Raw genomic sequence first — 14,426 nt, forward strand, 5'->3', positions numbered from 1 at the left:
CGCAATGTTCGAATTGCATTGCAGCAGAGGGCCTTGGTTGGAATCGGCATCGAGTCGTCTTCATCGATGGGATCGATTGCATAAAGCGTCGCAGACTGATTCGTGGCCGTCAACGCGGTTAACACGCTCGAAATCGACGACACCAACTGTTTACGCACCGCGTCCGTCATGAGCGCTCGGGCCGGCACGAATCGCGGTCGACGAGCCGTGCGCCGATTCGATAGGTACGTCCGTCCGGGACCGCCGCGTCGTTGATCTGCTGAAACAGCAGATCCATGGCCACATTGGCCAACTGAGCGGCCCCGTTGTCCACGACGGTGACAGGCGGTTGCCACATCTTCAACCAGGGCATGTCCTCGTGGCAGACGAGCGACAACGAGTCCGGGATGGACACGCCTCGCGCCGACAAGGTGGGCAGGATGCCGAACACCGCCTCGTGGTTCGCCGCGTAGAGGGCCGTCATCGGGCGCGCGTCGTCGAGTAGGAGATTCACGGCCTCGGCACCGAACTCGGTGGTGAACGGCCCCTTGCGAATCAGTCCCTCGTCCACGTCTACGCCCGCGTCCGCCAAGGCGCGGCAGTAGCCGTCGAATCGCTCCCGGCCGGACGTCGCGTCGGCCGGGCCCCCGATGTACCCGATGCGGGTGTGCCCGAGCGAGAGCAGGTGCGCGGTCGCCTCTTTCGCTCCCTCCAGGTCGTCGGCGAGAACCGTCGGCGCCCCACTGCCCCGAACGGACCGGATGAGATTGACGACGCCCCTTCCGGCCGACAACAGTGCGTTCGACGCGTCGGCGCTGCGACCGCTGCCGATGACGATAGTGCCGTCGACCCCGTGTTCGCCGAGCATCGACAGAACGTCGTTCTCCTTGCCGGGGTCGGCGTCGGTGATGCACAGCAACACCTGGAATCCGCTCGCCGACGCCCGCTTCTGCACGACCTCGGCGACGGTGTGAAACGTCGCGTTGATCAGGTTGTTCATGACGAGCCCGATGAGATGGGACCGATTGGAGCGCAGCGCGCTCGCTGCACGATTGGGCCGGTAACCCAGGGCCCGTGCCGCGTGTTCCACTGCTGCGCGGGTCTCGGCAGAGATCAGCGATGATCCACTGAGGGCGCGGGACGCTGTACTCCGCGACACTCCCGCAGCCTGTGCGACATCGATCAAGGTGACTGTCATTCGCTCCTGCTCGCTCTCGGACCTGGTTGTCGCGTAGGGGTATTCGATCGCGTCTGCGTTACATCTGTGTTTCCCGCTTGACTGCTCGACCCCTCCGACGGCAGTCTATGCAATCGATCCCATAACCCGCGCACAATCAGCGCGATCGGATATTCGAATCTCAGCGCACTCCGCTCGAAAGGCTCCTCATGAATCGCGATGACGTCGCATGGTCCGGTTACTGGCCCGCAGCTCCCACCCCGTTCACTGCAACCGGCGCCCTCGACACCGACGGCCTCGGTGCCCTGATGAACCTCTACGCGGACATGCGCGTCGACGGGGTTCTGGTGAACGGAAGTACCGGTGAATGGTACAGCCAGACCGAAGACGAGCGCCGTACCGTGACAGAGGTGGCGGTCGACGCAGTCGCCGGACGCTTCCCTGTCGTGATCGGCGTCAGCGCCTACACCGAAACCGAGTCGTCCGCCCTCGCCAAGCACGCCGAATCCGCCGGTGCCGACGGAGTTCTGGCGACGCCACCGCCGTACGTCCACCCGAGTCCCGACGAAATCGTCTCGTATTACGACGCCGTCGCGGGCGCGACACAGCTCCCCTTCATGGTCTACAACTGGCCGCGCGGCGTTGCGGTCGACATGGGGTCGACGCCCGGCCTGTTCTCTCGGCTGGCAGACATCGGAAACGTGGCGGCCATCAAGGACAGCACCGGGGACTGGCTGAAGATGCTCGACACCGTCGAAGCGGTGTCCGATCGAGTACGCGTTTTCGGCAGCTTTCTTCACCGCCGCGGTCTCGCCACCCTGCTCGACCTGGGTGGCGACGGCAACATCGACGGTGGCGGCGTCGGTGCGCCGTTCGCAGTCCCGTTCTATCGGGCGGTGGCCGACCGCGACGTCGAGACCGCGCGTATGTGGGCGGACAAGTACCGCGCGTACTCGTCTCGTCTCATCGGCGGCGATTACAGCGGTGTGTACGCGTCGCCGATCCCCCAGCTCAAAGCCGTCATGAATCTTCTCGGCCAACCCGGCGGACACGTACGCCCGCCGCTGTTGCCGGTCACTGCCACCGACACTCTCGCCGCGCTGCAGACCATTGTCGACGAGTCCGGCGTCGCCGAGGCATCGGCACGAGTCCTCGGAGCAGGCCATGCAGCCTGAGGTGGATGTCGTCGTCATCGGAGCCGGAATCGTCGGCGCGGCTACGGCGCTCGCTCTGGTCCGCGCCGGGTCCACGGTCGCAGTCTTGGACCGGTCCCAGGCCAATACCCAGGGTTCCGGAACCACCGCAGGCAACCTGCATATCCAGAGCATCCACACCCGACGCCCGGGGCAGGGAACGCCGATGGATGTGAAGAAGCTTCTGCCACTGCAGAATGCGACGAGCATTCTGTGGGACGGTTTGGCCGAGAACGTTCCTCAGCTGGGGCTGAATCGGTGTGGCGGCTTCATGGTCGCCGAAACCGAAGCGCAGGTGGCATCTCTGCACGAAAAGCACGAATGGGAGACAGCCGCGGGCATTCCCACCGAGATATCGACCGGATCCGAGGCGCGACAGGCGTTGCCCCTCCTCGGTCAGGACGTTCTGGCTGCGACCTGGTGCGCCTGGGACGGTTTCGCCGAGCCCGATCTCGCGACGCCTGCACTTCTGCGCCAGGCCATTCTCGAAGGCGCGATCTTCTACCCCGACACCCCCGTGACCGCGCTCGACCGTCGAACGGACGGCTGGATCGTGACCTCGTTCGACCGAACGTGGAACGCACACTCCGTAATCGACGCCGCAGGCCCGTGGATGGCCGACGTCGCGGCGCTGGCGGGCGTGCATCTCGATCTCAGGCCGACGTCGTTGCAGATGCACACGCTGGAGGCGGCCCCCGGAACGCTCGACGTCCTGGTTCAGCACGTCGGCGAAGGAATGTCCGTCAAACAGGATCGACGCGGACGAATCGTCCTCGGTGGCGGTTGGCCGGCCGGACCGTTCCATCCGACGGGGAAAGCTCCGTTGAACACGGACAGCACCACCGGCAGTCGCGCGCAGGTGTCCCGGATACTTCCATCCTTGGGCCACGCAACGCTGCTCGACGCATGGACGGGTCCCGTCGTCACCACTCCCGACGAGATGCCTGTCATCGGTGAACTCGATTCCGCGCGCGGTCTTTTCGTCGCCGGTGGCACATACTCGTTCACGTTCGCGCCACTGTGGGCGGACGTTCTGACGGCGCTCGTACTCGGTAAGAACCCAGCGGTCGACGTCGACGCGTACTCACCTGCGCGTCTCGTCGCCACCCCGACTCTCTAGAGGAGATACTTTCGATGGCACTGGTCACGATGTTCGTCAACGGACAGGCGATGTCCGGCGGTAGCCTCAACGACGCCCTGCAGAACGCGAAGTTCGTCGGCAAGGTCGACACCGCACCCAAGTACCGCTTCTACTCCGTCCGCGACGAGTTCCCCGGACTGCACCCCGTCACCGACGACGGTCGCGTGGTGCCCGGTGAGCTGTACGAGGTGGAGTACGACGTGCTGCGCGAGGAATTGCTTCCGCGCGAGCCGGTCGAACTCGAACTCGGCGTCATCGAGCTCGCCGACGGGAGCGGCTCGTTGTCGATGCGGATGCGCGAGAACGCACTGACGGCCGACGGCGTCGTCGACATCAGCGACGCAGGCGGCTGGCGCGCGTACCTCGGGGCCAGGTCGTGAAGGTGGTGCGCGGCGGGACCGTCGTCGAAGCCACCTGGATGGGACCAGCGGATTTGCTCGTCGACGACGGCAAGATCCTCGCTGTGCTGACACCGGGTGCGCCCGTGGACGAGTCCGCCGAGGTCGTAGACGCCACCGGCAAGCTCGTGTTGCCGGGCGGTGTCGATCCGCACTGTCACGTCGGATTCACATCCGGAGAGTTCACCTCACTGGATTCCTACCTCGAGTGCACCACCGCCGCCGTGTTCGGGGGAACGACCACCATCGTCGACTTCGCGATTCCGCGGCCCGGGCAGCGTCCACTCGACGCGGCAGAGGGTCAGCGCGCGAAAGCGTCCGAGGGACTGTGTGATTCGGCGCTGCACGCGTGCGTCGTCGAGTGGGACGACACCACCGCCGAGCAGCTGGCGACCATGGCCGACGCAGGCATACGCACGGTCAAGATGTTCACGACATATGCCGGCGAGACGATGGCCGACGAGCACACGATTCTCAACACGATGCAGACGACGCGGGATCTGGGCGGCATGGTGATCATCCATTGCGAATCCGACGCGATCGTCGTGGATGCGCAGAACCTCGCAGCACACACCGACGGGATCGACGCGTCGAACATGTCGCGTACTCGTCCGGAGCTGGCCGAATCCGCCTCCGTCGCAGCCGTACTCGCCATCGCGGAATCCCAGGGCGCACCTGTCTACTTCGTGCACCAATCGAGTTCCGCCGCAGTGGAACTCGTCGCCGACGCTCGCAAACGTGGGCTCGTCGCGTTCACCGAGGCCGTCGCGCACCACCTCGTTCTCGATGACTCCCAGTACTCCGGCGACGAACCGGAACGGTTCGTCTGCTGCCCGCCGTTGCGCTCCGCCGACGTGGTCGACGGCCTCGGAAAACATCTTTTCACCGGTCAGATCACGACGATCGGTTCCGATCACTGCTGCTACGACCTGACTCAGAAGCAACGCCACCGTCACGACGTCAGGCACATGCCGAACGGTTTGCCCGGTGTGGAAACGCGGCTACCGGTCGTGTTCTCGAAGTACGTCGGTGAACGCGGGCTGACGCCGAGCAGATTCGTGGAACTCACGTCGACCAACCCGGCACGAACGAACGGACTCTATCCACGCAAGGGGTCGCTGATGCCGGGCTCCGACGCGGACATCGTCCTGTGGGATGCCGACCTGAAGTGGACCGTCGACGTCGAGGACCTTCACATGGCCACCGATTACACTCCCTACCAAGGCATGCAGCTACGCGGTAAGCCGGTGACGGTGCTCGTCGGGGGCCGCGTCGTCGTCCGCGACGGCGAACTGGTGGATTCAACCCCGCGGGGCCGCCACATCGAAGCCGCCCCGCTCGACTTCAGCGGGGCGTTCAGTATGTGACTCGTTGCGGTGGAGATCGTCTACGAACGCGTGAAGTCCGCGACTATCTCCGCCGCCACATCCCTCGCCTTTCGGTTGCTGTGTTGCGAGAAGGTCGTCAGCTTCGTGAAGGCCTCGTCGGCATCGCAGTTGTTCGCCGCCATCAGCAGACCGATCGCGGTGCCGATCGTGCTGCGGGTCCGCATGGCCTCCTTCAGCGTCGTCGCCTCGTTCTGACTCGCCTCGAGCAATTCTTCTCGGAACGCAGCCAATTCGAGATGCACCCGCAGACGAGCGATCAGCTCGCGGGGCGCGAACGGTTTCACCACGTAGTCGTCGGCGCCCGATTCGAGACCCTCGACGGACGATTCGGTACCTGCCCGCGCGGTGAGGACGACCACAGGCAGACGCACGAGAGCTGGATCGCTGCGGACCTCACGAACGAGGTCGAGGCCGCTTCGCCCGGGCAACATGACGTCGGTGAGCACCAGCGACGGGGGTGTCGAACGCGCGTGAGCCAGAGCAGTCTCGACGTCACCTGCCGCGTGCACGTTCCAGTTCTCGGCCGTCAACAGTCCTACGAGGTACTCGCGCATGTCGACGTTGTCCTCGACCAGCAGAACCGAGCGCGTCGCATCGCCGCGCACACCCCGGTGAATTTCGAGCTCGCCCGAACTCGGCTGTATTACAGCGCTGTCCAAGTCGATCACTGCCGGCGTGGACGCCGGCGGAGGTACCGACACGTCGCCTGCGGGCACCACGACGGTGAAGGTGCTCCCCTCACCGAGTGTGCTGTCCACCGTCACCGTGCCGTCGAGCGCGGCGACCAGCTCCGCCACCAGTGCAAGTCCGATTCCCGAGCCCTCCGCACTTCGGCCTTCCGCGCCGGCGACTCGATAGAACCTGTCGAAGACGCGCGCACGGTCCTCGTCGCTCAGACCGATCCCCGTGTCCGATACCTGCAGAACGAGATTCCCCGCCGAACGACCGAGCGACACTCCGATTCTGCCGGCGCGCGTGTAGTTGATCGCGTTCGCGACGAGATTGGTCGTGATACGTGTCCACTTCTCGCGGTCCATCGACACCATCGCAGAGGGCCTCACGTCGATCGACACGTCGAGTGTCAATCCTGCCGCCTCGACCGCGCCGTCGAACCGGTCGACGCAGGCGCGGGTGAGTTCGTCGATGTCCGTGGGCGCACGATCGAGTGCAAGTGCCCCGGCCCCCGCTCGGGCGACGTCGAGAAGGGAATCGACGAGTCGTTGCAGCCGCTGAGCATTGCGCAGTGCGAGGTCCGCTGCGGCACGGTCGGACCCGTCGGTCGACTGCACCAAATCGCGAAGTGGAGCCAACAGCATCGTCAGCGGGGTACGGAACTCGTGGCTGACGTTCTGCAGCAGCCGGGTCTTCGCTTCGTCCAGTTCGGCCAATGCATCGTTGCGGTGACGTTGATACTCGAACGCCAGGACATCGGTGAGCGTCGTGGACAGACGACTTGCGACGACATCCAGGAACCAGCGGTACTGATCGCCGACCACCTGGAGCGGATTGGTTCCGACGACCAGAACACCGACCGGCTCCGTCCTGCCCGAAATTCGCAACGGAAGCAGAACGATGTCGCTGATGGGCACTGACTCGACTGCGGGCCCGCCGTCGACAGTGGGCAGCCCGCCAGCCAGGTCGACCGACCCGGAGGCGACGGCTTCGGCGATACCGCCGGTGCCATGGGCAGTGGCGATCCATCGGTGCGCGTCGTCGGGCTCGATGCCCTCACCGACAGCGACCAATTCCAGCGTTCGGCCGTCGTCGAGCGGCACGACGTTGTCTGCACTCCCGAGTCGATGCGCACCGTCGACGTCGAACGTGGCCACCGGATCGAGATAGAGCATCAGCACGGGCATGTCGGACTCGTACTCCGACAGCATCGTCAACGCGGCGCGGCAGGTCGTCACCGGATGCTGACCCTGTGTCGTCGATATGGCACCGAGTCGCTGCATCGCGGTCATACGGCGATCGGCGAGGACCCGTCCGGTCACGTCACTGGTCGCGACGAACACCCCGAGCACGCCACCATCGGCACTGCGAATCGGACTGTAGGAGAACGTCCAGAAGGTTTCTTCGGGCACCCCGCCACGCCGGTCCACGAACAGCCGGACCTCGGTGCCGTGCGTGGTTCGCCCCTTCAGTGCTTCGTCGGCAAGAGGACCCATGTCCGGCCATACGTCCGGCCAGCATTCGGCGGCGGGCTGACCGATCGCTGTCGGATATTTCGTACCGAGAAACGGCGTGTACGCGTGATTGAAGATCTGAACCAGGTCGGAACCCCACCACAGCAGCATCGCCACGTCCGAATCGAACACCGTCGCGACTGCAGCGGTCAGCTCCGGCGACCAGGATTCGACGGGACCGAGCGGCGTACTTGCCCAGTCGGTGGCCCGATGGTCGCCTGCCGTGATGTCGTCCCCCGCGAACAGGGAGTTCGCAGTCCACACCGATGCCGTGGTGTCGCGTAGTGAGTCAGTCATCGCTCTTGTCTCGCTATGTCGGTCGGTCTGCTTCTAGGCCGAAGGTCGGATTCATCCTGCCTGGGATCGAGGACGCGTCAACCATGCGCTCCCCGATTGCAACAGCCCGTGTCCCGATCGTTACTGCTCTGCACCCTATCCGTCACCGACGTCGACTTTCGAATCGCCGGTTACCTCCGGCTGCGCGCACCCGCCCCGATCGACCTCCGCGACAGGGCGCTCCGCGCCCCGATCGTCATGCGACGACGTCGTACCCGTCCGAACCGGGGACCCATCGGTCGAGTCCCTGGAACGACGTCGAGTGCCGGAGGAATTGCAGGATGACCACTCCCGCAGTGATCGTCGTCCAACTGATCGCGGTTTTCGTCACGATGGCCCGCGGGTCGTGAGCGCCCGTCGTCCAGACACCGGCCACGAAGAGCAGCGAACCGAGCAGCAGCAGTGGAATTGCCGGGGCGAAAAGCCGGTCGGTGGCTGCGATTGCACCTCGACCGAGGACACCGATACCCGCAATACCTGCGGTGAGCGCGACAAGAACAGCTCCTGCGACGACGAACGCACTTGCGTCGGCGATCATGCGAACCCCCCTCGCATCGGTCTCGTCCGTACCATCCATGCTCGCCGCTACGGGCCAGGCCGAACAACGGTCTTCGGTCATCGGTCTGCCTCGGGGACAAACCGTCCAAAAGATTGTTTCGGACGATGGTACACGTCCGTCGGTACGTTATGACGGCGCACCATGCCCGCTGTCTGCCGTTCCGGCAATCACGTACTGACGTAGAGTCCGGCGATCGGGTGACACAGCCACGCAACGATGCGTCGCACCGAATTCTCGGCGTCGGGGTCGACGGCAAGCCTGGAACAGCCCAATTCGGGGTCGAGCCCGATGACGACAGCATGTCCGAAGTGCGTCGCGTCGGACCACACCGTCAACGACAGTGGCCGGTGCGACGGCCCGATGCCGTCGATCGATGCACGCAACCGTGCGACCCATTCCGATCGGGTGTTCTCGACGCAGACGACGATCGCGACGCCGTCCTTCGGATGCAGATACATCTCAGACACCGCGCAACCGGCGACAAGCAACCAGCGCGATCGACCGATGCATAACTTCCATGTTTCCCGAAAATTCGGGCGCGAGAGGGAAAACGGACCGAAAAGTTCGAAAGAGCAAGTACAGAGCCGAGATCGACGGGAACAGGTGAAGGCCCCGGCAACGGGGGGGTTTTGCCGGGGCCTTCGCGTCCCTCTTCTGGCCCGGACTTGTCAAAGGGGGGTGGAAGTCCGCAGCAAGGAACGACTTCGACGCTACTCCGGACCCCACCGGCTGGGAACCCCCTCCAGCATCAAAGTCGAACTCGATAGTCGACGACCGCCTGCGCGACGTCTCGCAACCTCATCCGGTGACGGCGAGCATGATGTCGCATTCGCTCGAAGGCTGCCTCCGTGTCGATGTTGCTCGTCGCAGCGAGAACGCCCTTCGCCTGCTCGATCACGATGCGCGACTCGAGAGCGTGCTGCAGCTGTTCGGACACCTCGGTCATCGTGCGGAGCTGTTTCGCAGAGGCGCGCTGAGCGATCGCGAGCCGTGCGAGAACCCTGGTCGCATCCAGGTCGGTAGCCGACCACGCTCGAGACACAGTCGAATACAGAACCAGACTGCCCATCACGTCGTCGTTCCCACGCTGCAACGGGAATGCGGCCACCCCACCGATTCCCGCGTGTGCAGCAACGTCCACGAATTGCGGCCAACGATGGCGAGCCCGCGCGATGTCGGCGACGGCAACGATCCGCGAACCGCGAAAGGCGTCGTACGCGGGGCCGTGCTGTACAGCGGTCTGACATCGTTCGATCGCTTCGATCGCCCCCGAGGTCGAAGCGACGTGGAGATCGTCGTCGTCGCCCAAGACGAGCACACTGGTGCCGACGATGTCGAACACAGCAGTCAGCGCAGCGGTCAGTTCGGTGAAGACGGCGTCGTCGTCGGACATCGATTCGGCGACCGTGACCATCCGGTCCACGACATTCACGAATTTCTTGGCGTCGTACACATCCCTACCTCCGGCTCTCTCCGAGCAGACGCAAGCGTGTACATCCCCGACGCCCCGTGCTGGACGGTCGACCAATTCATGTTCCTCCTGCAGCAACCACACGAGGAGGGTGAAACAAGTCGATCGCATGCTATCGCACTGGAACATCGGACCGAGTCGTGGTTAGATTCTCGAAGCAAACGACATCGCCCCTGACCTCGGCGACACGCCTGCTGGTGACACCCGAGCATCCCGGTGTCCTCCGAACGATGTGCCGTTAGCGGCAACTGTTATCGGCAGTTGCACACACTCGCGCGCATCGTGTTTCACCGTCGACGACGCGATCGAGAGAACGGTCCGCCCTCCTCTTCGACTGCCTCGCCGCGGCACAACGGCGCGGGGCGGCGCGAGGGGTCGAGGGGTCTCCTCGCGCGTCGTATGCGGATTGTTCGCGACTCCGCCCCGCGCCCAGTGCACATCCGACGCACACCAGACGACATACGCACAGCGAGTGACGGCATCAGTTCGAAACGGGGGGTATACATGTCGAACGACATCGATTCGATCATGGACCTAGTGGAAACAGCGACTCTGTCCGAGTTGGACTCGCCCGAGGCAGTGGCAGCATTCGCGTTGATACGCAGCCGATTACGGCCCGGGCAACCCGATCGATTCGCCGAATTGTCCGCCACCGTCGAGCGACTGTCCGGCCCTCGATTCACCGAATCCGTCGACGCCGAATTAAGCGATGCGCTCCGGACCGTGTCCCGCACGGCCGCTGTCGACGAACTGGTGCGATCGGCGCGTGAGCCGATCGCGAAACTGGCTCTCGCCCAACTCCTTCGAGATCGCGGCCTCCGACATCGCGGCCGCGACTCCAACGGTCCAACAGATCTGTCGTAACCATCAATTCCTGCTGAACGGATTTCATCTCGTGGACAGCCTTCATCCAGATCAGGAACGACGTCCGGAACGTCCTGGACACCTGTCGTCCGGCTCGCACGTCGGAGCGTCGATGAGCACCGAGGCAATCAAAGCCCATCTCGCCCGCATGTTCGACGATCCCTCCGAGAACGCGAAACATCGGAAACCGTAGCGACACAGCGCCACTCGAACTCAGCCGCTATGCGTCGAGTGCGCCCGACTCGATCCGGTCGGTCGACTCCGCATCGACAGGGTCCGAAGCCGCCATTCCTAGATGCTCGATGTGGTACACGGCCTCGTCGAGCAGCATCGCGACGTGATTGTCGTACAGCCGATAGATGACGCTGCGCCCCGAACGGGCGCCTGCGACGAGCCCCATCGCGCGTAGCAGCCGGAGTTGGTGCGACACCGCCGACTGTTCCATCTCGACCGCGTCGGCCAGGTCGTTGACGCCACTCGGCCCCTGACGCAACTGCGTCAGGATTCGCAGCCTGCTCGGGGTCGCCAGCGCTTGCAGCGTGGCCGCGACCGTGGCTGCAGAATCCGCATCGAGCTGCGCCGGAGGTGTGGTCCGTCCGTCGACACCGTGTCCCATGTCGTAACTATATCCAATGAACAGATGTAAACGTCTTCATATATTCCTGTACGCTCTCGGACGTGACTGCAACACATGTCTCGACCACCACACCCCGAACTCCTGCGCTCGACTCTCGCGGCACCCGAACGCGCGTGTTGTCCGTGCCGGAGGTGCGGTGGGCGCTGGCTTCGCTCGTGTTCTTCCTGGCCGGCCTTGCCCTCCAGCTCTCACCTGCTCCCTCGGCACTGGCCTGGGCGCTGTACCTCGCCTGCTATGCGTGCGGCGGGTGGGAACCGGCCCTGGAGGGCCTCCGCGCGCTGCGAGAAAAATCGCTCGACGTCGACCTGCTGATGATCGTCGCCGCTGTGGGCGCGGCCGCTATCGGGCAAATCTTCGACGGTGCGCTACTCATCGTCATCTTCGCGACGTCGGGAGCTCTCGAGGCAGTGCTCACCAGGCGTACCGCGGATTCGGTGCGAAGCCTTCTCGATCTTGCGCCGGACACGGCCGACGTTCTCGGTGACGACGGAACCGAACGGAACGTACCCGCGTCTTCCCTTCGCCCGGGCGACGTCGTCGTCGTTCGGCCGGGGTCGCGCATCGCCGGCGAAGGAACCGTCGTCGACGGTGGCAGCGACGTCGACCAGTCGTCGATCACCGGTGAGTCGGTTCCGGTCTACAAGAGCGTCGGGGACAGCATCTTCGCCGGTTCCGTCAACGGCACGGGAACGCTCCGGGTACGTATCGACGTCGATCCGTCCGAGACCGTTATCGCTCGCATCGTCGCGATGGTCGAGCATGCGTCGGCGACCAAGGCGAAGAAGCAATTGTTCATCGACAAGGTCGAGCAGTACTACTCGACGATCGTCGTGGTGGCCACCGTCGCGATCTTCGCGATCCCGATGTTTCTCGGCAGCGAGTTCCAGCCCGCCTTGCTCCGGGCCATGACGTTCATGATCGTCGCTTCACCGTGCGCGGTCGTGCTGGCCACGATGCCCCCGCTGCTCGCGGCGATGTCGACGGCGGGTCGATCCGGAGTGCTGGTCAAGTCCGCCGTCGTGATGGAACAGCTACGCACGACGTCGGTCGTGGCGTTCGACAAGACCGGCACCCTGACCGAAGGCACACCACGAGTCGACACCGTCGAGCTTCTCCCCGGTTCGGACTACGACGAGAACAGCGTTCTTCGCCTGGCCGCCGCGGTGGAGACAGCGAGCGAGCATCCCGTCGCCGCCGCGGTGGTCGGCTACGCCCGTGCCCGTGGGTTGACGCTGCCCGATGTGTCGGCATTCGAGTCGAGTCCGGGTTCGGGTGTCAGCGGAGTCGTCGAGGGTCGGCTCGTCACCGTCACGAAACCCGCCGGACCGGACAACGATCTCGGCGTCGTTCGCTCCGCCTTGTCGGCGGGGAAGACAGCCGTCGTCGTCCGCGTCGACGGTGCGCCGACGGCTGTGATCGGCGTAGCCGACACCGTGCGCGCCGACGCGGCGGCCGCGGTCGCCGACCTCGAAGCCCTCACCGGACGCCCCTCGCTCTTGTTGACCGGCGACAACACCCGCGCCGCCCAGGACGTGGCGAGGCGAACCGGAATCGACGACGTGCGCGCCGATCTGCTGCCCGAGCAGAAAGCCGAAGCGGTGCGCGCGGTACAGGCCGAATCCGGCGCGCGGGTACTGCTCGTCGGCGACGGCGTCAACGACGCGCCTGCGCTGGCCGCGTCGGACATCGGAGTCGCCATGGGCCGCAAAGGTTCCGATCTCGCTCTCGACACCGCCGATGCCGTCCTCGTGCGCGACGATCTCGGTGCGCTCGCGTCCGTGATCGCTCTGTCGCGGCGCGCTCACCGCATCGTCGTCGCCAACCTCGTCATCGCCGCGACATTCATCGTCGTGCTCGTGACGTGGGATCTGATCGGCACTCTTCCACTCCCCGTCGGGGTGGCCGGGCACGAAAGCTCGACCGTGCTGGTCGCGCTGAACGGAATGCGGTTGCTGTCCACGCGAGCGTGGCGGCGAAGCCACGAGCGCTGATCAGGTCTCGTCCGCGGACTGCCTGCGAATCAGTTCCCGATGACCGTATGTCGCGTTCAGGATGTCGCCCCGGTCCGCGACGGCGGATCCGACGGCGCCTGCAACGGTGCCCAACGACGCCGCGAGCCACGCGAGTGAAATGTAGTCGCCGAAGTTCGCCGAGCGGTGAATCTGCTCGGCCAGGAATTCGGGTGAGATGACGATGGCCGCGGACCCGAGAACGACGACGAACAGCACCGCATACATGCACAGCACACCGGACACCACCGTGCCGAGCGTTGCCGCGTTGTACATCCATCGATCGGTCGTGGACGTCCTGAACTTCCGCGTCTCCCACATTCCGTTCGGGAGAATCAACCACACGCTCATCGCGGCGATCGCGGTGATCCCGACCGCGGCGAGGCGCTGAACCGACATGAACGCCGCCATCTGCCAGATGCTGGCGTAGAAGACACCGAACGCCGACGCGGCACTTGCCGCGCCGAGCGCACCGGACAGCGTCGGCACCAGCCGCCATGGCCTGTTGCAGCGGATCATTCCCAGAACCATGCGTAGACGCCCGAACATGCCGGGCGTCAACAGGATTCGCTCCTCCGCTCCGCCTGGACCGGGTCCGGGCGCCCACCGTGCCATGGACCTGCGAAGGTGCGGACGCGACGTGGTGTCGGTGCCGAGAAAGTCGTGAACGATCGCGAGCGCCACCGCGACCGCGCGTCGACGCACCGAGACCGTCCCGAACGACGGGATGTACAACGCCGCGGTGTTGTCCTCGCTCAGCTCGGCCACGACAGGCCTCGAACGTTGCCGCCGAGGGATCTCGGACAGGAAAAGCACTACGTCGTAGTCGTTGCGTGCGCGCACCGACTCGAGCCAGCGCCCCAGTTGCGCCGAGCCCGTTTCGGTCGGCGGGAGCGCCATCGAGGACCGTTCCGTTTCGATGGCGAGAACTCGCCCGTCCACGGGAACCCGTTCCGGCAATGCATCTCCGATCGCCGACGCGATGGTCGACGCAAAACCTTCGTCGGCCACGATGCCGATCGTGACGGTACGAGATGAAGTGTTCGTTTCCTCCGACGCCATTCGATACAGCTACCCCGGTGCCCGGC

The 14,426-nt window shown here is 64.9% G+C and carries 13 protein-coding genes; 6 read left to right on the forward strand and 7 right to left on the reverse strand.

What is annotated here, in order from left to right:
* Positions 1 to 166: 166 nt before the first annotated feature.
* Positions 167 to 1,177 carry a LacI family DNA-binding transcriptional regulator gene (locus RhoFasB10_RS00675; protein ID WP_068431592.1) on the reverse strand — a complete coding sequence of 337 codons (1,011 nt, stop codon included), beginning with the start codon at positions 1,175 to 1,177 and terminating at the stop codon, positions 167 to 169.
* A gap of 188 nt (positions 1,178 to 1,365) precedes the next feature.
* Between RhoFasB10_RS00675 and RhoFasB10_RS00680 the strand changes: the two genes are divergently transcribed.
* Genes RhoFasB10_RS00680 through hydA form a run of 4 tightly spaced genes read left to right on the forward strand, consistent with a single transcriptional unit; the run spans position 1,366 to position 5,255 of the window.
* On the forward strand, positions 1,366 to 2,331 hold the full coding sequence (locus RhoFasB10_RS00680) for a dihydrodipicolinate synthase family protein (RefSeq protein WP_068431595.1): 966 nt from the start codon (positions 1,366 to 1,368) through the stop codon (positions 2,329 to 2,331).
* A complete protein-coding gene (locus tag RhoFasB10_RS00685) occupies positions 2,321 to 3,469 on the forward strand; it encodes an FAD-binding oxidoreductase (protein ID WP_068431598.1) in 1,149 nt (382 codons plus the stop codon). The genes RhoFasB10_RS00680 and RhoFasB10_RS00685 overlap by 11 nt, the downstream gene beginning before the upstream one ends.
* A gap of 14 nt (positions 3,470 to 3,483) precedes the next feature.
* The gene (locus RhoFasB10_RS00690; RefSeq protein ID WP_068431601.1) at positions 3,484 to 3,870 is read left to right on the forward strand and encodes a gamma-glutamylcyclotransferase; all 387 of its coding nucleotides are present in this window, start codon (positions 3,484 to 3,486) and stop codon (positions 3,868 to 3,870) included.
* Positions 3,867 to 5,255 (forward strand): dihydropyrimidinase, encoded by a 1,389-nt coding sequence (hydA, locus tag RhoFasB10_RS00695; protein ID WP_068431604.1) that lies wholly within the window; start codon positions 3,867 to 3,869, stop codon positions 5,253 to 5,255. Before RhoFasB10_RS00690 ends, hydA begins: the two co-directional genes overlap by 4 nt.
* Before the next feature lie 20 nt (positions 5,256 to 5,275).
* Here hydA and RhoFasB10_RS00700 read toward each other — a convergent pair whose 3' ends face one another.
* From RhoFasB10_RS00700 to RhoFasB10_RS00715, 4 genes are all read right to left on the reverse strand, one after another.
* Positions 5,276 to 7,759 carry an ATP-binding protein gene (locus tag RhoFasB10_RS00700; protein ID WP_167674677.1) on the reverse strand — a complete coding sequence of 828 codons (2,484 nt, stop codon included), beginning with the start codon at positions 7,757 to 7,759 and terminating at the stop codon, positions 5,276 to 5,278.
* Positions 7,760 to 7,994: 235 nt separating this feature from the next.
* A complete protein-coding gene (locus RhoFasB10_RS00705; RefSeq protein ID WP_157105430.1) occupies positions 7,995 to 8,336 on the reverse strand; it encodes a hypothetical protein in 342 nt (113 codons plus the stop codon).
* A 188-nt stretch (positions 8,337 to 8,524) separates the two neighbouring features.
* Positions 8,525 to 8,815 (reverse strand): hypothetical protein, encoded by a 291-nt coding sequence (locus RhoFasB10_RS00710; protein ID WP_157105431.1) that lies wholly within the window; start codon positions 8,813 to 8,815, stop codon positions 8,525 to 8,527.
* A gap of 290 nt (positions 8,816 to 9,105) precedes the next feature.
* On the reverse strand, positions 9,106 to 9,810 hold the full coding sequence (locus RhoFasB10_RS00715; protein WP_068431617.1) for a GAF and ANTAR domain-containing protein: 705 nt from the start codon (positions 9,808 to 9,810) through the stop codon (positions 9,106 to 9,108).
* A gap of 522 nt (positions 9,811 to 10,332) precedes the next feature.
* On the opposite strand from RhoFasB10_RS00715, the gene RhoFasB10_RS00720 reads away from it, so the two are divergent.
* Positions 10,333 to 10,692 (forward strand): hypothetical protein, encoded by a 360-nt coding sequence (locus RhoFasB10_RS00720; protein WP_068431620.1) that lies wholly within the window; start codon positions 10,333 to 10,335, stop codon positions 10,690 to 10,692.
* A 220-nt stretch (positions 10,693 to 10,912) separates the two neighbouring features.
* Here RhoFasB10_RS00720 and RhoFasB10_RS00725 read toward each other — a convergent pair whose 3' ends face one another.
* Positions 10,913 to 11,308, reverse strand: coding sequence for a metalloregulator ArsR/SmtB family transcription factor (locus RhoFasB10_RS00725; protein ID WP_167674679.1), 396 nt, complete (start codon positions 11,306 to 11,308; stop codon positions 10,913 to 10,915).
* Between the two features lie 134 nt (positions 11,309 to 11,442).
* Here RhoFasB10_RS00725 and RhoFasB10_RS00730 point away from each other — a divergent pair, with 134 nt between their 5' ends.
* Positions 11,443 to 13,320 carry a heavy metal translocating P-type ATPase gene (locus RhoFasB10_RS00730; RefSeq protein WP_167674753.1) on the forward strand — a complete coding sequence of 626 codons (1,878 nt, stop codon included), beginning with the start codon at positions 11,443 to 11,445 and terminating at the stop codon, positions 13,318 to 13,320.
* Here the strand turns inward: RhoFasB10_RS00730 and RhoFasB10_RS00735 are convergent, their stop codons facing one another.
* Complete coding sequence (locus RhoFasB10_RS00735) at positions 13,321 to 14,400, reverse strand: hypothetical protein (RefSeq protein WP_167674681.1); 1,080 nt, start codon at positions 14,398 to 14,400, stop codon at positions 13,321 to 13,323.
* Between the last annotated feature and the right edge of the window lie 26 nt (positions 14,401 to 14,426).

The organism is Rhodococcus sp. B10 (assembly GCF_011770055.1).
Taxonomy (GTDB): domain Bacteria; phylum Actinomycetota; class Actinomycetes; order Mycobacteriales; family Mycobacteriaceae; genus Rhodococcoides; species Rhodococcoides kyotonensis_B.